The following is an 18,926-nucleotide window of genomic DNA, read 5'->3' as shown; positions in this document are numbered from 1 at the left end:
CCGGACCACCATTCGCGGCCTGTTTCCGGACATGTCGCAGCGATGTCCCCACGGCTCGCGAATGGCGTCGTGGCCCGTCAGGACAACGAAAAAACCGCCCCCGAGGGGGCGGTTCACGAAGAGGTGGAGCGAAGTGGGGCGTTCAGCCCCGCATCGGCGTCAGCGGTCAGATGCCGTCGCCGTCGCGGCGGCGCTGCCAGCGCTCCTCCATGCGGTCGACGAACGAGCCGGACGGCTTCTGCTGGCGCTGGCGGGGACCCGACGGCGCGGCCGTCTCGTCCTCGCGACCACCGATGCCACGCTTCCAGGCCTGGCTGAACAGGAAGGCCGTCCCGACCATGAGCAGGAAGCCGATGACCCCGAGCCACGTCATCTTGGAGACGGCGCCGGAGAACATCACCACGAGCCCGGCGATGAAGCCGAGGGCCGACAGCACCGCGACGCGCCGGTTGCGGGCCATGAACTTGGACCCGCGCAGCGTGGAGGCGAAGTCGGGATCTTCTGCGGCCAGCGACTGCTCGAGCTGGTGCAGCAGCCTGGCCTCTTCGTCAGAGAGTGGCACTCTTGCCTCCTGGATCGGGTGGTGCTGCGGTCAAGTCTAGGCGGGCGATCGTGTGCAGACCAGCCGAAAGACCTGTGAAGTCCGATGAGCTTCTCAGGATCTGCTCGAGCGCGAACAGCGCGTCGCGCGCACCGGGCTCGGTGTCGACGATCGCGCTGGGCACGAGGTCGGCGAAGACCCGCACGCCCTGGCTGCGGATCGTCGTGAAGTGCAGGTCGGACAGCAGGGCCTCGACCTCGTGCTGCACGAACCGCCGCGGCCCCATGGTGCGCAGGTTCCAGTCGCCCGCCGAGCGGGCCAGCAGGGTCTGGGCCGTGACGAAGTCGCCCGCCAGCGCCCGCGCCGCGACCGCGGCGTTGCGACCCGCGACCATCACGCTGACGTGACCGGCGGGGCGCAGGACCGTGGCGACGGTCGACAGCGCCTCGGCGGGGTCGTCGACGTGCTCGAGGACCCCGTGGCACACGACCAGGTCGAACGAGGCGGCGGCCACGTGGTCGGGCAGGTCGGACGCATCGCCCAGCACCCCCGTCACCGGGACGGCCAGGCCGGCCTCGACGCCGCGGCGGTGCAGCGAGGCGAGGGCGTCGGGGCTCGGGTCGACGACCGTGACGCGGTGCCCGAGCTGGGCCAGCCGGACGGCGTCGCCACCGGTCCCGCCACCCAGGTCGAGGACGTCGAGCGACGCACCGTCGCCGGCGATCCGGACGGCGTCGACGACTGCCTGCCACATCAGCTCGGAGCGCACCGGACCCATGACCGACACTGTAGTCACAGGCCCCCGGCCCGCTCCCCACCGCGCTCCCCCGTCCCGGCCCGGCCCGTGTCCGGCCGGGCGCCGCCCGGCCCGTACGCTTCCGGCCATGGCGAACGTCGTGGTGGTCGGTGGCGGCTTCGCGGGCCTGTCCGCCGCCGCGCGCCTCGCGAAGCTGCGGCACGACGTCACGCTCGTCGACTCGGGCGACCGCCTGGGCGGACGTCTGCACGGTCACGTCGTCGACGGGCACGCGTGGCCCGTCGACCTCGACACCGTGACGCTGCCCGGCGTCTTCCGCGACCTGTTCCGCAAGTCCGGGCGTCCCATCGACCGTGTCATCGGCCTCGACAAGACGCACGGACGGCGCCACCTCTTCAAGGACGGGTCGGTGCTCGACCTGCCGCTCGGCAACCGGGGCGACCAGCACGAGGCCGTCGTGGCGCTGACCGGCGAGGACGAGTGGTCTCCGTGGGTCGACCGGTTCGCCGAGCCGTGGAACCTCATCCGCCTGACGGCGCTCGACCAGGTCTTCGCGGGCCGCAGGGCCGTCGACCGCCCCGCCCGCAAGGTGCTGCGGCCCCGGCGCACGGTCGAGTCGCTCGACCGCGAGCTGGCCGACGAGCGCCTCGCCAAGATCGTCCTCGACCCCGTGCGGCTCGCGGGCCACGACCGCCGGTCGACCCCCGCCTTCGTCGCGGTCAACCACTACGTCGAGCGGTCGTTCGGGCGGTGGCGCTTCGACGGCGGCCTGCCGGCCCTGGCCCACGCCCTCGAGCAGCGACTCGCGGAGCGACGCGTGACGGTCGAGCTCGGCGAGACGGGTGTCGAGATCACGCGCGCGGCCGGGCAGGTCACGGGCGTCGTGACGGACCGTCGCACGATCGCGGCGGACGTCGTCGTGTGGTGCGCGCCGACGATCCCCGCCCCCCTTCCTCCCGTCCGCATGCTGCCGGTCATCCCCGCGGCCCGGACGTTCGTGACGCTCGGCCCGGGCGCGCCAGAGCTCGCCGACGAGACCCTCGTGCACGGCAATCCACCCGTGCGCATCTACACCGCCGGCGAGCGCCGGTGGACCATCGAGCACCACAGCGGCGAGGACCCGCTCCAGGCCCTGGCCCGGTTCGGCCTCGACCTGCGCGCTCACGTCGAGACGCGGTCCACGCTCTCGCCCAGCCAGCTCGTGACGGCCGGCCATTGGGGCTGGGCCTGGAGCACCTGGACCACGGTCTTCGACCTGCCGGGCGTCGCGCCCGCCGGCGGCCTGTACTTCGCCGGGGCGCACGCCTACCCGGGTGGAACCCTCGAGGGCATCGGCATGGCGACCGCGGCGATCGCCGCCGACGTCGGCGCCGTCGGCCGCTGACGTCGGGGCGTCTAGATCAGGTCGTCGGCGCGCAGACGATCGAAGATCTCGCGGGTCGCCTTCGACCGGTTGAGCGTGATGAAGTGCAGCCCCGGGGCGCCACCGTCGAGCAGGTCGCGGCACAGCTGCGTCGCGAGCTCGATGCCCTTGGCCCGGACGGCGCCCTGGTCGTCGGCGATGGGCTCGATCTGCTCCAGCACCTCCGGCGGCATCGCGGCGCCCGACAGCTCGGCCATGCGGGCGACCTGCGCGAAGTTCAGGATCGGCATGATGCCCGGCACGATCGGGATGTCGCTGCCGAGCGCACGGACGCGGTCGACCAGCCCGAAGTAGTCGGACGCCCGGAAGAACAGCTGCGTGATGGCGTAGTCGGCGCCGGCCCGCGCCTTGGCCACGAGCACCTCGGCGTCGTGGTCGAGGCTCGCGGCGTCCGGGTGCCCCTCGGGGAACGCCGCGACGCCGATCTCGAAGCCGCCCAGCTGACGTGCCAGCTCGACCAGGTCGATCGCGTACGTCATGCCGTCGGGGTGCTGCTCCCACGGCGCGCGCGGCCCGCCCTTGGGGTCGCCGCGCAGCGCGAGCACGTTGTCGACGCCGGCCGCCGCGTACTGCTTGAGGACCGACTCGATCTCTCCCTTGGTCTGCGACACGAGGGTCAGGTGGCCGACGGGACGCATGCCGGTCTGCTCGGCGATGCGCGACGTGATGCGCACCGTTCGCTCCTGGCTCGTGCCGCCAGCGCCGTACGTCACCGAGACGAAGGTCGGGTCGAGGGGCTCGAGATCGGCGATGGTCTGCCACAGCACGTCCTCGCCCGCGTCGTCCTTGGGCGGGAAGAACTCGAACGAGAAGCTCGGTGCGGGGGCCCGGAGGGCAGCGACGAGGGAGCGGTCATCGGAAGCCATGGCGCAACGGTACCGTTCAGGACGTGACTTCAGGCCGCGACGACCACGACTTCACGACCCGGGTTGATCACACCCTGACGCGGTTCGTGGAGCACCAGCGCTCGCTCTTCGCTGCCATGGGCCCCGACCTGGACGAGCTGGCCGACGCCGCGATCGCGTTCGTCGAGGGCGGCAAGCGGCTGCGTCCGCAGTTCTGCCTCGCGGGGTGGCTCGTGGCCGGCGGCGACCCCGACGAGCCCGGCATCGTCCCCGCCGCCGCATCGCTCGAGTGGCTGCAGGGCAGCGCCCTCGTGCACGACGACCTGATGGACGGCTCCGACACGCGTCGTGGGCGCCCGGCCGTGCACCGCGCCTTCGAGGCCAGCCACCGCGACGCCGGACGCGTCGGCGACCCGGCGGGTTTCGGCGAGTCGGTCGCGGTGCTGCTGGGCGACCTGATGCTGTCGTGGTGCGACGAGATGTTCCGCGCCAGCGACCTGCCGACGGTCCCCGCGGCCCTGGCGTACCTCGACCTGTGCAAGACCGAGGTCGTGGCGGGCCAGTTCCTCGACGTCGTCGGCCAGACCCGGGCGACCCTGTCGGTCGCTGAGGCCATGCGGGTGGTGCGCTACAAGTCGGCCAAGTACACCGTCGAGCGTCCCCTCCACATGGGGGCGGCCCTGGCCGGCGCCGACGCGACCATGATCGATGCGCTGTCGGAGGTCGCCCTGCCCCTCGGCGAGGCGTTCCAGCTGCGCGACGACGTCCTCGGCGTGTTCGGCGACCCGGCGGTGACGGGCAAGCCCGCCGGTGACGACCTCCGCGAGGGCAAGCGGACGGTGCTGGTCGCACGGGCGCACGAGCTCGCCGACGAGGCCGGACGCGCGCTGCTCACCGAGGGCCTCGGCACCGCCGACGCCGTCGACGCGCTGGCCACGCTCATCCGCACGTCGGGGGCGCTCGACGCGGTCGAGGCCGACATCTCGCGCCTCGAGGCGCAGGCCGACGCCGCGATCGACCGCCTCGGCGGCAGGGCTCCCGAGGTGCTGCACCCCCTGGCCCTCAAGGCGACCCGCCGCGCCAGCTGACTCCCCCGCGAGGGTGCGGGCGACATCACAGACGCCGGGCAACACGCGTCCGCTCCGGTCACGGTCCGGTGTGGCAGAGTCACTAGAATGCGTTCAGGACCGCCAGGGGTCCGCTGTGCGACAAGGAGGGCGACGTGGCGATCACAGGCGACGACGCCCTCGTCGGCACGGTCCTCAACGAGCGGTACCTCATGGGCGAGCGCATCGCCCGCGGCGGCATGGCCAGCGTGTTCAAGGCCCTCGACCAGCGGCTCGACCGCGAGGTCGCGATCAAGGTCATGCACCGCGGTCTCGGCGACGACCAGCAGTTCACGCAGCGCTTCGTCCGCGAGGCCAAGTCCGCCGCCAAGCTGAACCACCGCAACGTCGTGTCGGTCTTCGACCAGGGCACCGACGGCGAGGTCACGTACCTCGTCATGGAGTACGTCCCGGGCAACACGTTGCGCGACCTCATGCGGGCCGAGGCGCCGATGCCCCCGTGGCGCGCGCTCGAGCTGCTCGAGCAGGTGCTGATCGCCCTGTCGGCGGCCCACGCGGCGCGCATCATCCACCGCGACGTCAAGCCCGAGAACGTGCTCATCACGCCCGACGGCGACGTCAAGGTCGCCGACTTCGGCCTGGCGCGCGCGGTCAGCGCGGCGACGACCGCGACGGGCGGCACGCTGATCGGCACGGTCTCGTACCTGGCCCCCGAGATCGTGACCAACGACGGCGTCGACGCCCGCTCCGACGTCTACGCGTGCGGCGCCATGCTCTACGAGATGCTCACGGGCTTCAAGCCGCACTCCGGCGAGTCGCCGATCCAGGTGGCCTACAAGCACGTCCACGAGGACATCGGACGTCCGTCGGCGATCCAGCGCGGCATCCCGCCCTACGTCGACGCCTTGGTCGCGCGCGCCACGGTCCGTGACCGCGACCAGCGCTCGACCGACGCCCGCGTCATGCTGCAGCAGGTGCGGTCGGTGCAGCGCGCCCTGGCGGCGGGGCTCGACGACGACCCCGAGCTCGTGGCCGACCTGCGTCCCGGCGCCCGCGTCGACGAGGACGCCCCGACCCTCGCGGTCCCCGGCGCACCGATCGGCTCGGCCCTCGGCGCCTCGGCCTCCGCGTCCGCCGTCACGACCGCCACCGCGGCGGGCGACGAGCACACGATGCAGTGGAGCAGCCACCCCACGGCTGCCCCGTCGGTCCCGATCGAGGGCGCGGCCAAGCCCGCGGGGCTGCACCCGCCGATGACCCGCGAGCAGTACGGGCAGGTCACCAGCCGTCCGCACTCGCGCCGCGGCCGCAACCTGCTGATCGCCGCCGTCGTGATCGCCCTGCTCGCGGGCTTCCTGTCGTACTACTTCACGGTGCTGCGCTACGACGAGACGCCGTTCCTGGTCAACAGCGCCGAGACCGTGGCGAAGGACAACGCCGAGCAGGCCGGCTTCGAGTTCAAGGTCACCGAACGGGAGTTCTCCGAGACCGTCCTGGCCGGCACGATCATCCGCACCGATCCCGATCCCGGCGACAAGATCCTGCCCGGCAGCACGATCGACGCCGTCGTGTCGAAGGGACCCGACCGCGTCTACATCCCCGAGGGCAACCTCAAGGGCATGACGATCGACGAGGCCACCGCGGCCCTCGGGCAGCAGGACCTCAAGCTCGGCGAGCAGAACCAGGCCTACAGCGAGACGATCGCCCAGGGTCTGATCATCCGCGCCGAGGGCGTCACGTCGGCCGATCCGCTCAAGCGCGGCGACTCCGTCAACGTCCGGGTCAGTCGCGGCCGCCAGCCGATCGACATCAAGAACTACGAGGGCCAGTCGCTGCAGACCGCCCGCAAGGCGCTGCAGGACGCCGGGTTCACGGTCACGACCAACGAGGCGTTCAGCGACACCGTCGCCGAGGGCGCGGTCGTCTCGCAGTCACCCGGCAGCGGGCAGGGCTTCAAGGACGACACGATCTCGCTGACCGTCTCGAAGGGCCCCGAGGCCATCCCGATCCCGTCGGTCGTCGGCATGAAGAAGTCCGACGGACGCGCGGCGCTCGAGGCCGCGGGCTTCAAGGTGCGCGCGTTCTCCTTCCCGGGCGCCGGCAACTACATCATCCAGCGCCAGGTGCCGAACGGCGGCGACACCGCCAAGCGCGGCACGACGGTCACGATCTCGCCGCTCTGACCGCGGCCGACCGGGTGCGGAGCGCGCCCGGGCCGTGGCCCGGGCGCCCGCGCGTCAGCGTCCCGCGAGCATCTCGGCGACGAGGAACGCCAGCTCGAGCGACTGCGCCCGGTTGAGGCGGGGGTCGCACAGCGTCTCGTAGCGGTGCGTCAGGTCCTCGGCGGAGAGCCGCGACCCGCCACCGACGCACTCGGTGACGTCGTCGCCCGTGAGCTCGACGTGGACGCCACCGGGCCACGTGCCGAGCGAGCGGTGCACCTCGAAGAAGCCGCGCACCTCGTCGATGACGTCGTCGAACTCGCGGGTCTTGTAGCCGTTGGACGTCTCGAAGGTGTTGCCGTGCATCGGGTCGCAGATCCACGCGACCTCGATGCCGGCGGCGGTGACCTTCTCGACCAGGTTCGGCAGGCCGTCACGGATCTTCTTGGCGCCGAAGCGGGTGATGAAGCTGACCTTGCCCGGCACGCGCTCGGGGTTGAGCTTCTCGTACAGCGCGATCGCGTCGTCGGCGGTCGTGGTGGGGCCGAGCTTGACCCCGATGGGGTTGGCGATGCGGCTCAGCAGCTCGACGTGCGCGCCGTCGAGCTGGCGGGTGCGCTCGCCGATCCACACGAAGTGGCTCGAGACGTCGTACGGCTGCTCGGTGCGCGAGTCGATGCGCGTCAGGGCGTGCTCGTACTCGAGGATCAGCGCCTCGTGCGACGAGAAGAAGTCGACGGTGTGGAACTCGTCGGGGTCGACCCCGATCGCGTCCATGAACGCGAGGGCGCGGTCGATCTCGGCGCCGATGCGCTCGTAGCGCTCGCCGACGGGGCTGCTCTTGACGAAGTCGGTGTTCCACGCGTGCATCTGACGCAGGTCGGCGTAGCCGCCGGTCGTGAAGGCACGGGCCAGGTTGAGGGTCGCGGCCGACGCGTTGTAGACGTCGACGAGCCGCTGGGGGTCGTGCGCACGCGACTCGGGGGTGAAGTCGAAGCCGTTGACGGCGTCGCCGCGGTAGGCGGGCAGCGTCACGCCGTCGCGGGTCTCGGTGTCGCTGGAGCGCGGCTTGGCGTACTGGCCGGCCAGGCGGCCGACCTTCACGACCGGGACGCTGGCGGCGTACGTCAGCACGACCGCCATCGACAGCAGGACCCGCAGCTTGTTGCGGACGTTCTCGGCCGTGACGCCCTCGAACGTCTCGGCGCAGTCACCGCCCTGCAGCAGGAACGCCTCGCCCCGGGCGACCTCGGCGAGCCGGTCGCGCAGCGCGTCGCACTCGCCGGCGAACACCAGGGGCGGCATCCTGCGCAGCGTCTGCACCGCGGCGTCGCGGGCGGTCTGGTCGACGTACGTGGGCTGCTGGGCGGCGCCGATCGCGTGGAGGTCGTCAAGGCTGGGGATGCTCACGCCAGAATTCTACCCGTGCCGAGCCGTGCCCCGACCCCGCCGTCCGGCGGTGGACGAGCCTCCCGCACCTCGGTCGTCCCCACCGCGGATTCCCAGGTGGACCCGGGAATCGTGCGCGTCCTCGCTGATCGCGGGGTCCACGGGGGAATCCACCACCCCACCCTGTTCGCAACCGGGGTGGGGTGCCGGTTTCCGTGGTGCGCACCGGAAGCTTCCGAGGTGGAGCTGGGAAACCGCGCCGAGCCGCCGCGCCTACCAGCCGAGCGTGCCCGGGGCGCCCTTGAACGGGCCCGTCACGCGCGACGTGATCCAGCCGCCGTAGAAGTCACCCTCCTGCGCCTGCACGGTCTCGCCGTCGATCGAGCACGAGTCGACCTTGCCGGGATAGATCGCGACGTGGCCGACCAGGTCGCGGTAGCCGTCGGTGGGCGACTCGTACGTCCACGCGCCGGCGCGGATCGTGCGCTCGGGCGTGACGACGTCGAAGTACGAGGCCGCGCCCTTCCACTCGCACCACGTCGACCCGTCGATCCGGCGCAGCACGCCGTCGGCGAACGAGTCGATCGGCAGGTAGTACGTCGGCGGGTGGCTGGTCTCGCAGATCCGGTACGAGGCCGACGTGTCGGCGATCGTCAACCCTCCCAGGGTCACGACGAGGTGCTCGTCGCTGGGTTCGATCGACGGCGGGCGCGGGTAGTCCCACACGTTCTCGACGGGACGGGAGCTCATGTCACGAGGCTACGCCGACTAGCCGAAGAACACCTCGGCCTCCTCGTACAGGTCGTCGCGGACGGTCTTGAGCGTCTCGGTGCCCTCCGACAGCGGCACCCGGGCGATCTCGGTGCCCCGCAGCGCCATCATCGTGCCGAAGTCGCCCTCGTGGACCGCCGTGACGGCGTGCAGCCCGAACCGTGTCGCGAGCCACCGGTCGAAGGCCGTGGGCGAACCGCCGCGCTGCACGTGCCCCAGCACGACGGCACGCGCCTCCTTGCCGGTGCGGTGCTCGATCTCGGACGCGAGGCGGTCGCCGATGCCGCCCAGCCGGACGTGCCCGAAGGCGTCCTTCTCGCCACTGACGAGGGACATGTCGCCGCCCTCGGCCGGCACGGCGCCCTCGGACACCACGATGATCGGCGCGTAGTGCGTCGCGAACCGGCTCTCGACCTGCGCGCACACGCGGTCGATGTCGAACGGACGCTCGGGGATCAGGATGATGTTGGCCCCGCCGGCCAGTCCGCTGTGCAGGGCGATCCAGCCCGCGTGGCGTCCCATGACCTCGACGACCAGCACCCGGTGGTGCGACTCGGCCGTCGTGTGGAGCCGGTCGATCGCCTCGGTCGCGATGTTGACCGCGGTGTCGAAGCCGAAGGTGAAGTCGGTGCCGGACAGGTCGTTGTCGATCGTCTTGGGCACGCCGACGACCTGGACGCCGAGGTCGGCGAGCCGGCTCGCGACGCCGAGCGTGTCCTCGCCGCCGATCGCGATGAGCGCGTCGCAGCCGTGACGCTCCAGCGTGTCGCGGATGCGCTGGACGCCACCCTCGACCGCGAACGGATTGGTGCGCGACGAGCCGAGGATCGTGCCGCCGCGCGGCAGGATGCCGCGCACCTCGTCGACGCCGAGCGTCATGACGTCGTCCTCGAGCGGCCCCCGCCAGCCGTCGCGGAACCCCACGAACTCGTGGCCGTACTGCTGGACACCCTTGCGGACCGCCGCCCGGATGACCGCGTTGAGACCGGGGCAGTCGCCTCCCCCGGTGAGCATGCCGACGCGCATTCGAGCTCCTCAGGACGTGTGACCTACGACACTAGCGCCCCTCCGGTCGGGAAGCCGTCCGCGGCTCGTGCGTCCTTCGCCCCAGGAGGCCGCTTGCAGCGCGCGCCAGCGAGGCGAGGGGTCTGGCCCCATCCGGCTCGATCGCTCGCTGCGCTCGCTCTCGTCAGACCGGCTTGATCTCTTCCCAGACCTCGTCGGACTCGGCGGCCGCGGCGGCCGCAGCGGCCTCCTTCTCACGGGCCTGGTCCCGCTTCTTGGCCTCCTGCGCGTAGAGGTCGACGTACTCCTGGCCCGACAGCCGCATGATCTCGTACATGATCTCGTCGGTGATGGCCCGCAGGATGTAGCGGTCGTCCTCCATGCCCTCGTACCGGCTGAAGTCGAGCGGGGCGCCGAACCGGACGCCGGGGCGCGCGAACGAGCCGAAGATCTTGCCGGGAGGCGCGACGACGTCGGTGCCAATGACCGCGAGCGGGATGACCGGCACACCGGCTTCGAGCGCGAGGCGCGCGACCCCCGTGCGCCCGCGGTAGAGCTTGCCGTCGTGCGACCGGGTGCCCTCGGGGTAGATGCCGCACACCTCGCCGTCGGCGAGCAGCCGCAGCTGGGTCTTGATCGCGCCGGCCGCCGCCGAACCGCTGCTGCGGTCGATCGGCACCTGCCCGGCGCCGGAGAAGAAGGTCTTCTGCAGCCAGCCCTTGACGCCCGACCCCTCGAAGTACTCGGCCTTCGCGACGAACGTGACGCGCCGCGGGATCACGAGCGGCATGAACAGCCAGTCGCTGTACGACAGGTGGTTGCTCGCCAGGATGACCGCGCCCTCGCGCGGGACGTTCTCGGTGCCCTGCGCCCACGGCCTGAAGATCAGCTTGAGCAACGGACCCAGCGCGAGGAACTTGAGGAACCAATAGAACACGGACAGGACACTACTCCGTCCGGCTCGCCCCGCGCAGGACGAAGCGCGGGAGACGACGTGACCGACCACGGGGTCGGACGCCCTCCCATGGGGGATGATGGACGCATGACGTCAGCACCCCGGGCCGGCACCGAGCCCTTCGCCGCCGAGGGCGGCCGCGTCGGCTTCCTGCTGAGCCACGGGTTCACGGGCTCCCCCGCCTCGATGACGCCGTGGGCCCGGCACCTCGCAGCGCAGGGGCACTCCGTCCGCGTGCCGCGCCTGCCGGGTCACGGCACGACGTGGCAGGACATGAACCGCACCCGGTGGGACGACTGGTACGGCGAGCTCGACACGGCGCTGACCGAGCTGCGGTCGCACTGCGACACCGTCGTCGTGGCGGGCCTCTCGATGGGCGGTTGCCTCGCCCTGCGGCTCGCCGAGCAGCGGCCCGGCGACGTCGACGCCGTGGTGCTGGTCAATCCCGCCGTCAACGTCAAGCGTCTCGACATCAAGCTCGTCCCGCTGCTGCAGTGGGTCGTCCCCTCGATGCCGGGCATCGGCAACGACATCAAGAAGCCGGGCCAGGACGAGATCGGCTACGACCGCACACCCCTGAAGGCACTCGCGTCGCAGGTGACGATGTGGAGGCAGGTGCGTGCCGCGCTGCCGTCGGTGACGCAGCCGCTGCTGATGTTCCGCTCCGCCGACGACCACGTCGTCGACGAGACCTCGCAGTCGATCATCCTCGAGGGCGTCTCGTCGGACGTCGCCGAGCTGGTCACCCTGCACGACAGCTTCCACGTCGCGACGCTCGACCACGACGCCGAGCTGATCTTCGGCCGCACCGACGCCTTCGTCGCCGAGCACCTGCCCTCATCGCCCGACCGGGAGGACGCATGACCGAGCGCGACGAGTTCGACCGCATCGTCGAGGGGCTCGACCTCGACCTGTCGTTCGCCGACGAGCCGGTCGCCGACCCTCCGAGCCCGCCGTCTCCCCCGCAGGCGGCTCCCGTCGAGCCGGCCGAGGACGAGCAGTTCTATCGGCACGTCGACGCCCGACCGATCGTGCCCCGTCGTCGGGGCATCGTGCTCGCGTGGGCCGGCGTCATCGGCGCGCCGATGCTGCTGGTGCTCGCGACCGTCGCCCACGTCTTCCTCGACCGTCCGATCGTCGCGGGCGCCGCACTCACCTTCGTGGCTTCGGCGATCTACCTGTTCTTGCAGCTGCCCGAACACGGGCCCTCGCGCCGGGACTGGCCGGACGACGGCGCCGTGCTGTGATGCGAGCCATGTCGGCGGCACCGATCAGGCCCGCCTCGGGCCCGAGGTGCGCGCGGACGATCCGGGCCTCGGCGCGGTAGCCGCGGCCCGTCAGCGTGCGGGAGAACGCCGCGCGGGCCGGGCCGATCAGCAGGTCCTTGGCGTCGCTCACGCCGCCGCCGATCACGAACATGCCGGGATCGAGCGCCGCCGCCAGGTTGGCGATGCCGACGCCGAGCCAGTCGCCGACGTCGGCGATCCACTCGACGGCCTCCTCGTTGCCGGTCTTGGCGTGCGCCGTCACGAGGTGCCCCTCGATGCGCTCGACGGTTCCACCGGCGTCGGCGAGCATGAGCTTGCCGAGCTCGGTGCCGTCGGTCGCCGCGGCACGGGCCCGACGGGTCAGGACGCGTCCGCTGGCGTACTGCTCCCAGCAGCCCTGGTTGCCGCACTCGCACTGGTTGCCGTTCGGGACGACCTGCATGTGGCCGAACTCGCCGGCGATGCCGAACTGTCCGCGATACGGCTGGCCGTCGATGACGATCGCGCCTCCGATGCCCGTGCCGAGGGTGATCAGCACCAGGTCGGCCTCGTTCTGCGCCGCGCCGAAGCGCCACTCGGCCCATCCCGCGGCGTTGGCGTCGTTGTCGACCAGGACCGGCAGACCCGTCCGGCGGGCCACCGAGTCGCGCAGCGGCTCGTGGCGCCACGCCAGGTGCGGCGCGAACAGCACGGTCGACTGCGTCGCGTCGACGAAGCCCGCCGCGCCGACGCCGATCGCCCGGATGTGGTGCTCGCGACGGAACTCCTCGGTGATCGAGGCGATCGCGTCGATCACCTCGAGGGGGTCGGTCGTCGGGGTCTCGCGCTTGAGGCGGGCCAGGACGTGACCGTCCTCGTCGACGACGCCGGCGGCGATCTTGGTGCCGCCGATGTCGATGCCCACGGCCAGCTTGTCGGCCATCAGGCCCTCCTCGTCGACGTCGTCGGTTCGGTGCGTGCCAGGTCCGCAGCGCCGATGATGCCCGCCTCGTTGCCGAGCGCGGCCAGGCGCAGGGCCGCCTGCGGCCGGTGGGCGCGGGCCGGCAGGTGCGTCTCGAACGCCTCGACGAGGTGGGTCATGAGCAGGTCGCCCGCCGCGCCGACACCTCCGCCGATCGCGATGACGCTGGGGTCGAGCACGGTGGCCAGCACGGCCGCCCCCTCGCCGATCCAGCGTCCGAGGTCTGCCAGGAGGTCGACCGACATCGGGTCGCCGTCCTGCGCGAGCCTCGTGACGGCCGGACCCGTGATGCGCGCGAGATCACCGTCGGCCAGGGCCGTGAGCGCCTCGGACCCGGGGTCGCGGTTCGTGACGCGTTCGCGGGCGTCGCGCACCAGGGCGCTGCCGCTGCCGTACTGCTCGTAGCAGCCGCGCTGGCCGCAACCGCACAGGATGCCGTCGGGGACGATGCGCATGTGGCCGATCTCGGCGGCGACGCCGAACCCGCCACGGAACAGGCGGCCACGGTGCACGATGCCGCCACCGATGCCGGTGCCGACCGTGATCAGCAGGAGGTCGTCGGTGTCCTCGCCGGCACCGAACCGGAACTCGCCCCACGCCGCGGCATTGGCGTCGTTCTCGACGACGACGGGCAGGTCGACCAACGCGGCCACCTCCGCGCCGAGGGGCTCCTCGCGCCAGTCGATGTTGGGCGCGAAGCGCACCGTCGAGCGGTCCTCGCCGACGAAGCCGGCGGCACCGATGCCGATGCCGGACGCCTTCTCGTCGCCGGTGAGGCGGTCGACCAGGTCGGCCACGACGGCGGGGATCTTCGTCGCGTCGTCGGGCGTGGGCTCGGCGACCGAGTCGAGGATGTCGCCGGCCTCGGACACGAGGCCCGCCGCGATCTTGGTGCCGCCGATGTCGACGCCGATGGACAGGTTCACTGCTTCTTCTCCTCCGGGGCGAGAGCGGCGTCGACGAGGTCGCGCAGTGAGCGCGCCAGGTCGGTCGCCGATCGCGTCACCGACGCGATGGCGTCGGGGTTGTCGCGCACGAACCCGACGACCTGGCACACGGGGCACCACGTCGTCGTGCACTCGTGGCCTGCGGGATGGCCGGTCCGCACCTCGTCGGCGCCGTCGTCGGCGCCCACCCCCTGCGCGGCCGAGGGCGTCGCGACGGCGCGGAACAGCTTGAACGCCTCCTGCGCGACGGAGCCGACGGGCTCGGGGTCGTGGGGCGTCGAGGGGGTGTCGACGTCGGGTGCGGCCGCGTCCGGCTCGTTCACCGGGCCTCGACCTGTTTCTTCAACCCCTTGAGAGCGGTGTCGATGATGACCTTCTCGGCCTTGCGCTTGAGCATGCCCAGCAGCGGGATCGAGACGTCGACCGCGAGCTGGTACGTGACACGCGTCGAGGCGTCACCGACCGGCTCGAGCGTGTAGGCGCCGTCCATCGACTTGAGCATCGAGCCGGGCTCGACGAGGCTCCACGACACGGTGCGGTCGCCGTCCCAGACGTAGCCCAGGTCGTACTCGTCGCGGATCGGGGTGGCGTCGAGGACGAAGTGCACCTGCTCGGCGCGCCCGTCGGCACTCGTCGACACGACGTCGGCCGTCTTCATGCCCGTGGCCCACGAGGGGTAGGCACCGAAGTCGGCGATGACGTCCATGATCTCGTCGGCCGGTGCATCGATGACGATGTCGCTCGTGGTCCGCGCCATCACCCCTCCTCGTGCCGCTGCCAGTGTGAGCCACCATGCTAGTGGCTCGACGGCCCTCGCAGGCCGTGGGCTCCCCTCCGACGCGCGCCGCGGGCGAGTAGCGTTCCGTACGTGACCGAGCACCCGACGCCCTCCCTGGGCAACCTCAGCGACGACATCCTCGACCGTCTGCCCGCGCACGCGGACGACATCGCCCTCGCCCGGGCCGGCGAGGACGGCGAGTCCTGGACCGACGTCACGCTGGCCGAGTTCCACCGCGACGTCGTCGCCGTGGCCAAGGGCCTGGTCGGGGCGGGTGTCGCCGCGGGAGACCGCGTCGTCCTGCTGTCGAAGACGCGGTACGAGTGGACCGTCGCCGACTACGCCATCTGGTGGACCGGCGCCGCGACCGTGCCGATCTACGAGACGTCGTCGGCGGCCCAGATCGCCTGGATCCTGTCCGACTCCGGCGCCGTCGCGGCGATCGTCGAGAACGACGGCCACCTGTCGAAGGTCGAGGAGGCCCGCGCCGACGCCCCGTCGCTCGGGCACGTCTGGACGATCGAGACCGGCGGGCTCGACGACCTGCGCGCGGCGGGTGCCGACGTCTCCGACGACGACCTCGAGCAGCGACGTGCCGCGCTGACCAGCGACACGCTGGCGACCCTGATCTACACGTCCGGCACGACGGGACGGCCCAAGGGCTGCCGGCTCACGCACGGCAACTTCCGGTACGAGCTCGAGGCTGCCACGGAGCAGCTCAACGACCTGTTCACGGCCGAGGGCGCGTCGACGCTGCTCTTCCTGCCGCTCGCGCACGTGTTCGCGCGGGTCATCCAGGTGGGTGCGATCCGATCGGGAGCCCGGCTGGGCCACACCGCCGACGTCAAGGAACTCGTCACGCACCTCGGCACGTTCCACCCGACCTTCGTCCTCGCGGTGCCGCGGGTCTTCGAGAAGGTGTTCAACTCGGCCAGCGGCAAGGCCTACGCCGACGGCAAGGGCAAGATCTTCGACCGCGCCGTGCAGACGGCGATCGGCTACAGCCGTGCCCTGGACGACGGCCGACCGGGCCTCGCGCTCCGGGCCCGCCACGCGCTGTTCGACCGTCTCGTCTACGGCAAGCTCCGCGACGCGCTGGGCGGCGAGGCGGCGTGGGCCATCTCCGGAGGCGCACCGCTGGGCGACCGGCTCGCGCACTTCTACCGCGGCATCGGCGTGACGGTCCTCGAGGGCTACGGCCTCACCGAGACCACCGCCGCCCTGTGCGTCAACACCCCGGACGACCAGCGCATCGGCACCGTCGGGCGGCCCCTGCCGGGCACCGAGGTGCGCGCGGGCGACGACGGCGAGCTCAGCTTCCGCGGCCCGCAGGTCTTCCACGGCTACTGGCACAACGACGAGGCCAGCGCCGAGGCCCTCGACGCCGACGGCTGGTTCGCGACGGGCGACCTCGGCGAGGTCGACGCCGACGGCTTCGTGCGCATCACCGGACGCAAGAAGGAGATCATCGTGACGGCGGGCGGCAAGAACGTCGCCCCCGCCGTCCTCGAGGACCGGGTCCGGGCGCACCCCCTCGTCAGCCAGTGCCTCGTGGTCGGCGACGGCAAGCCGTTCATCGCGGCCCTCGTGACGATCGACGAGGAGGCCTGGACGGGACGCCTCGACGACCCCGAGCTGCTGTCCGCCGTCCAGAAGGCCGTCGACGACGCCAACTCGCAGGTGTCGCAGGCCGAGTCGATCCGCAAGTTCGAGATCCTGCGCGAGGACTGGACCGAGGAGAACGGCTACCTGACCCCGTCGTTCAAGGTCAAGCGCAATGCCGTCCTCCGCGACCTTCACGACACCGTCGAGGCGCTCTTCGTCAGGTAGGCCCGCCAGTCGGCGGTCAGCTCGTCGACCGTCAGGCCGAACGACGATCGCAGGGCACGCTCGACGGGCTCGCCGCCCAGCACGTCGCGGTAGAACGCGACGACGTCCTTCTGCGGGTGCTGCTCGCCGAGCATCCGGAAGATCATCCAGGCCGACTCGTACACGGCGCCGAGACCGTGCTGCGTCGAGCCGAAGTCGGTGTCGGACGGCAGCGCCTCCGGGACGATGCCCGCGCGCACGCGGGTCAGCACCTGGCCCGCGCTGACCGACAGCGGCGCGGTGTCGTCCTGCAGCGCGACGTAGTCGGCGAATCCCTCGACGACCCAGTTGACGGCCGTCGTGCCGACCGCCGACGTCAGCACGTGCGTCGCCTCGTGCGTCAGGACGATCTGCGCGGCGCGCCGGTCCATCGTCGCGAACACCGCCGGGTTGAGGACGACGACGGCGTCGGCGGCCGAGGTGTCGCCGTCGACACCGGTCGTGACCGCGGCGATCTGCGCCACGGCGTCCTCGTCCTGTCCGACGACCGCGGCCATCTGCGCCTGCGTGCGGGGCGAGATGATCGTCAGGTCTCCCCCGACGCCCGGCACCGTGCGCTCGACGACGTCGCGGGCGCGGGTCACCATGTCGTCGACCGGCAGCGAGTCGTCACCACCGTCGATCCGCAGCACGGTGCGCCCCCCACCCGTGTCGAGCGTGACGTCGCCCAGCAGCCAGACCGGCACGCTCGAGGTCGCCCGCCCCCGGCCGACGATCGACAGCGCTCCGTCGCGCTGCGGTGCGACGCGCAGCTCGACGGTCGACCGGTGCGTCACGGCCGGGTCGAGGCCCGATGCCTGCGAGGCCTTCCACGCGACCTCGACGGTCGCGGTGGCCGAGCCGTCCGTGCGGTCGGCGACCTCACCCCCGCTGACGTAGCGGAACGTCGTGCCCGGCGCGGCGACGACCTGCATCGACCGCCACGTGCGCCGGGCGAACTCGCGGCCGGCCGGCAGGTCGCCCGCCGCCGTGACGAAGTCCTGCTCCGAGGCGGCGCCCGAGAGGTCGCGCAGCTGTGACGTCAGCCGCGACGAGGCGTCCCGCGGGATCGCGACGGGGTCGTCGGCCGGGGCGTCGGCACGCCACGGCTGCTGCCACGCCAGGAGCACGGCGGCCACGACGGCCAGCACGAGGACCGCCGCCACGTTGGGCGACGGCCGCAGGCGCGGCTCAGCCAACCCGCGCCGCGCGCGTGAAGCCGCTCAGGCCGGTGATCTCGACGCTCTTGCCGGGGCGCGGGGCGTGGACGACCCGGCCGTTGCCCAGGTAGAGGCCGTCGTGCGACATGTCGCCGTAGGCCACGATGTCGCCGGGCTGCAGCTCGCTCATCGACACCGAGGTGCCGGCGGCGATCTGCGGGCCGACGACGCGCGGGATCGAGACGCCGGCGGCGGCCCACGACTTCATGACCAGGCCCGAGCAGTCCCAGCTGTTGGGGCCCGTGCCGCCGTAGACGTACGGGTCGCCGATCTGGGCGAGCGCGAAGTCGAGGGCCTTCTTCGCCCGGCCCTTCGCGTCGGCGGTCGACACGTCCACGTCGGTGTTGCTCTGGTTGAACGACGCCTGCTCGGCGGCCGTCAGGCGGGCGAGCTCGGCCTTGGCGGCCTCGTACTTGGCGCGGACGTCGGCCCGCTGGGCCTCGGCGTCCTTCGACGCGGCGGTCAGGTCGGCCCGGCGGTCCTTGAGCTGAGCCCGACGGTTCTTGAGCTGCTTGCTGGTGCGGCCGAACTGCTCGAGCGCGTCGGCACGGGTGTTGTTGAGGGCACGGACGGCACCCAGACCGGCCAGGAACTGGTCGGGGTCGTCGCTGCTGAGCAGGTTGGCGGTGGGCCCGAGCGGGGCGTCGAGCTGCTGCTGGACGATGGCGCCGCTGAGCTCGTCCTTCTGGGCCGTGTAGGTGGCCATGCCGCGGGAGATGTCGGCGGAGATGTCGTCGATCTCGGACTGCGTCTGCTTGATCTGCTCGCCGAGCTGGTTGACCTGCTCGTTGGCGGCCTCGACCTGGCTGAAGGCGGCCTCGACGTCCTTGACGGTGACCTTGGGCGCGGCCTGCGCCGACGGGAGCGCCAGCACCGCACCGGCCAGGGCAAGGCTCGCGGTCATCGCGAGCACGCGACGCCGCACCGTGCGGCGGCGGTGGGGGGTGGTCTGGGTCGTGCTGGGCTGGTTCAGGGCGTGTGCCATGTGT

General features: G+C 72.1%; 19 protein-coding genes. 6 read left to right on the top strand and 13 right to left on the bottom strand.

All coding sequences use genetic code 11. The annotated features are described in order from the left end of the window. Positions 1-166: 166 nt before the first annotated feature. Entirely contained in the window at positions 167-562 is a 396-nt protein-coding gene (locus IFT73_RS15170) for a DUF3040 domain-containing protein (RefSeq protein WP_192168350.1), read from the bottom strand. Continuing rightward, positions 549-1,319, bottom strand: coding sequence for a bifunctional 2-polyprenyl-6-hydroxyphenol methylase/3-demethylubiquinol 3-O-methyltransferase UbiG (locus tag IFT73_RS15165; RefSeq protein WP_192168349.1), 771 nt, complete (start codon positions 1,317-1,319; stop codon positions 549-551). The genes IFT73_RS15170 and IFT73_RS15165 overlap by 14 nt, the downstream gene beginning before the upstream one ends. A 106-nt stretch (positions 1,320-1,425) precedes the next feature. Here IFT73_RS15165 and IFT73_RS15160 point away from each other — a divergent pair, with 106 nt between their 5' ends. Beyond that, the gene (locus IFT73_RS15160) at positions 1,426-2,682 is read left to right on the top strand and encodes an NAD(P)/FAD-dependent oxidoreductase (protein ID WP_192168348.1); all 1,257 of its coding nucleotides are present in this window, start codon (positions 1,426-1,428) and stop codon (positions 2,680-2,682) included. An 11-nt stretch (positions 2,683-2,693) separates the two neighbouring features. On the opposite strand, the gene metF is transcribed toward IFT73_RS15160, so the two are convergent. Beyond that, positions 2,694-3,587: a methylenetetrahydrofolate reductase [NAD(P)H] gene (gene metF, locus IFT73_RS15155; protein ID WP_192168347.1), complete on the bottom strand. Its 894-nt coding sequence runs from the start codon at positions 3,585-3,587 to the stop codon at positions 2,694-2,696. A 23-nt stretch (positions 3,588-3,610) separates the two neighbouring features. On the opposite strand from metF, the gene IFT73_RS15150 reads away from it, so the two are divergent. Both IFT73_RS15150 and pknB read left to right on the top strand, forming a co-directional pair. Next, positions 3,611-4,654 carry a polyprenyl synthetase family protein gene (locus IFT73_RS15150; RefSeq protein WP_371811292.1) on the top strand — a complete coding sequence of 348 codons (1,044 nt, stop codon included), beginning with the start codon at positions 3,611-3,613 and terminating at the stop codon, positions 4,652-4,654. A gap of 134 nt (positions 4,655-4,788) precedes the next feature. Then, positions 4,789-6,816 (top strand): Stk1 family PASTA domain-containing Ser/Thr kinase, encoded by a 2,028-nt coding sequence (gene pknB, locus IFT73_RS15145; RefSeq protein ID WP_192168346.1) that lies wholly within the window; start codon positions 4,789-4,791, stop codon positions 6,814-6,816. A 54-nt stretch (positions 6,817-6,870) separates the two neighbouring features. Here pknB and IFT73_RS15140 read toward each other — a convergent pair whose 3' ends face one another. The 4 genes from IFT73_RS15140 to IFT73_RS15125 form a co-directional block, all read right to left on the bottom strand. Continuing rightward, positions 6,871-8,205: a class II 3-deoxy-7-phosphoheptulonate synthase gene (locus IFT73_RS15140; protein ID WP_192168345.1), complete on the bottom strand. Its 1,335-nt coding sequence runs from the start codon at positions 8,203-8,205 to the stop codon at positions 6,871-6,873. 252 nt (positions 8,206-8,457) lie between these two features. After that, on the bottom strand, positions 8,458-8,934 hold the full coding sequence (locus IFT73_RS15135; RefSeq protein ID WP_192168344.1) for a DUF427 domain-containing protein: 477 nt from the start codon (positions 8,932-8,934) through the stop codon (positions 8,458-8,460). Positions 8,935-8,952: 18 nt separating this feature from the next. Further along, complete coding sequence (locus tag IFT73_RS15130; RefSeq protein WP_192168343.1) at positions 8,953-9,981, bottom strand: 6-phosphofructokinase; 1,029 nt, start codon at positions 9,979-9,981, stop codon at positions 8,953-8,955. A 163-nt stretch (positions 9,982-10,144) separates the two neighbouring features. Then, a complete protein-coding gene (locus IFT73_RS15125; protein WP_056609359.1) occupies positions 10,145-10,897 on the bottom strand; it encodes a 1-acyl-sn-glycerol-3-phosphate acyltransferase in 753 nt (250 codons plus the stop codon). A 105-nt stretch (positions 10,898-11,002) separates the two neighbouring features. Here IFT73_RS15125 and IFT73_RS15120 point away from each other — a divergent pair, with 105 nt between their 5' ends. Together IFT73_RS15120 and IFT73_RS15115 are read left to right on the top strand one after the other, a co-directional pair. Further along, the gene (locus IFT73_RS15120) at positions 11,003-11,779 is read left to right on the top strand and encodes a carboxylesterase (protein WP_192168342.1); all 777 of its coding nucleotides are present in this window, start codon (positions 11,003-11,005) and stop codon (positions 11,777-11,779) included. Next, positions 11,776-12,162: a hypothetical protein gene (locus IFT73_RS15115; RefSeq protein ID WP_056609361.1), complete on the top strand. Its 387-nt coding sequence runs from the start codon at positions 11,776-11,778 to the stop codon at positions 12,160-12,162. Before IFT73_RS15120 ends, IFT73_RS15115 begins: the two co-directional genes overlap by 4 nt. Here IFT73_RS15115 and IFT73_RS15110 read toward each other — a convergent pair. Genes IFT73_RS15110 through IFT73_RS15095 form a run of 4 tightly spaced genes read right to left on the bottom strand, consistent with a single transcriptional unit; the run spans position 12,068 to position 14,848 of the window. Beyond that, the gene (locus IFT73_RS15110) at positions 12,068-13,105 is read right to left on the bottom strand and encodes an ROK family glucokinase (RefSeq protein WP_192168341.1); all 1,038 of its coding nucleotides are present in this window, start codon (positions 13,103-13,105) and stop codon (positions 12,068-12,070) included. The two genes, IFT73_RS15115 and IFT73_RS15110, sit on opposite strands and share 95 nt — an antisense overlap. Beyond that, positions 13,105-14,070, bottom strand: coding sequence for an ROK family glucokinase (locus IFT73_RS15105; RefSeq protein ID WP_192168340.1), 966 nt, complete (start codon positions 14,068-14,070; stop codon positions 13,105-13,107). The genes IFT73_RS15110 and IFT73_RS15105 overlap by 1 nt, the downstream gene beginning before the upstream one ends. Further along, the gene (locus IFT73_RS15100; protein ID WP_192168339.1) at positions 14,067-14,414 is read right to left on the bottom strand and encodes a hypothetical protein; all 348 of its coding nucleotides are present in this window, start codon (positions 14,412-14,414) and stop codon (positions 14,067-14,069) included. Before IFT73_RS15100 ends, IFT73_RS15105 begins: the two co-directional genes overlap by 4 nt. Beyond that, complete coding sequence (locus IFT73_RS15095) at positions 14,411-14,848, bottom strand: SRPBCC family protein (protein ID WP_056609369.1); 438 nt, start codon at positions 14,846-14,848, stop codon at positions 14,411-14,413. Before IFT73_RS15095 ends, IFT73_RS15100 begins: the two co-directional genes overlap by 4 nt. Positions 14,849-14,959: 111 nt before the next feature. On the opposite strand from IFT73_RS15095, the gene IFT73_RS15090 reads away from it, so the two are divergent. Beyond that, positions 14,960-16,699 (top strand): AMP-binding protein, encoded by a 1,740-nt coding sequence (locus IFT73_RS15090; protein ID WP_192168338.1) that lies wholly within the window; start codon positions 14,960-14,962, stop codon positions 16,697-16,699. On the opposite strand, the gene IFT73_RS15085 is transcribed toward IFT73_RS15090, so the two are convergent. Both IFT73_RS15085 and IFT73_RS15080 read right to left on the bottom strand, forming a co-directional pair. After that, complete coding sequence (locus IFT73_RS15085; protein ID WP_192168337.1) at positions 16,666-17,916, bottom strand: hypothetical protein; 1,251 nt, start codon at positions 17,914-17,916, stop codon at positions 16,666-16,668. The two genes, IFT73_RS15090 and IFT73_RS15085, sit on opposite strands and share 34 nt — an antisense overlap. After that, a complete protein-coding gene (locus IFT73_RS15080) occupies positions 17,909-18,922 on the bottom strand; it encodes a C40 family peptidase (protein ID WP_197984277.1) in 1,014 nt (337 codons plus the stop codon). Before IFT73_RS15080 ends, IFT73_RS15085 begins: the two co-directional genes overlap by 8 nt. Positions 18,923-18,926: the final 4 nt, after the last annotated feature.

The organism is Aeromicrobium sp. CFBP 8757 (genome assembly GCF_014841755.1).
GTDB lineage: Bacteria > Actinomycetota > Actinomycetes > Propionibacteriales > Nocardioidaceae > Aeromicrobium.
The sequence above is the reverse complement of the archived record's forward strand: the minus strand, read 5'-3'. Positions and strand labels throughout refer to the sequence as shown.

What these genes read in the sequence shown, in the direction of transcription:
- IFT73_RS15165 (WP_192168349.1), bottom strand. Translation starts at nt 1,319, where the DNA reads ATGGGTCCGGTGCGCTCCGAGCTGATGTGGCAGGCAGTCGTCGACGCC.
- IFT73_RS15160 (WP_192168348.1), top strand. Translation starts at nt 1,426, where the DNA reads ATGGCGAACGTCGTGGTGGTCGGTGGCGGCTTCGCGGGCCTGTCCGCC.
- metF (WP_192168347.1), bottom strand. Translation starts at nt 3,587, where the DNA reads ATGGCTTCCGATGACCGCTCCCTCGTCGCTGCCCTCCGGGCCCCCGCA.
- IFT73_RS15135 (WP_192168344.1), bottom strand. Translation starts at nt 8,934, where the DNA reads ATGAGCTCCCGTCCCGTCGAGAACGTGTGGGACTACCCGCGCCCGCCG.
- IFT73_RS15130 (WP_192168343.1), bottom strand. Translation starts at nt 9,981, where the DNA reads ATGCGCGTCGGCATGCTCACCGGGGGAGGCGACTGCCCCGGTCTCAAC.
- IFT73_RS15120 (WP_192168342.1), top strand. Translation starts at nt 11,003, where the DNA reads ATGACGTCAGCACCCCGGGCCGGCACCGAGCCCTTCGCCGCCGAGGGC.
- IFT73_RS15115 (WP_056609361.1), top strand. Translation starts at nt 11,776, where the DNA reads ATGACCGAGCGCGACGAGTTCGACCGCATCGTCGAGGGGCTCGACCTC.
- IFT73_RS15110 (WP_192168341.1), bottom strand. Translation starts at nt 13,105, where the DNA reads ATGGCCGACAAGCTGGCCGTGGGCATCGACATCGGCGGCACCAAGATC.
- IFT73_RS15095 (WP_056609369.1), bottom strand. Translation starts at nt 14,848, where the DNA reads ATGGCGCGGACCACGAGCGACATCGTCATCGATGCACCGGCCGACGAG.
- IFT73_RS15080 (WP_197984277.1), bottom strand. Translation starts at nt 18,922, where the DNA reads ATGGCACACGCCCTGAACCAGCCCAGCACGACCCAGACCACCCCCCAC.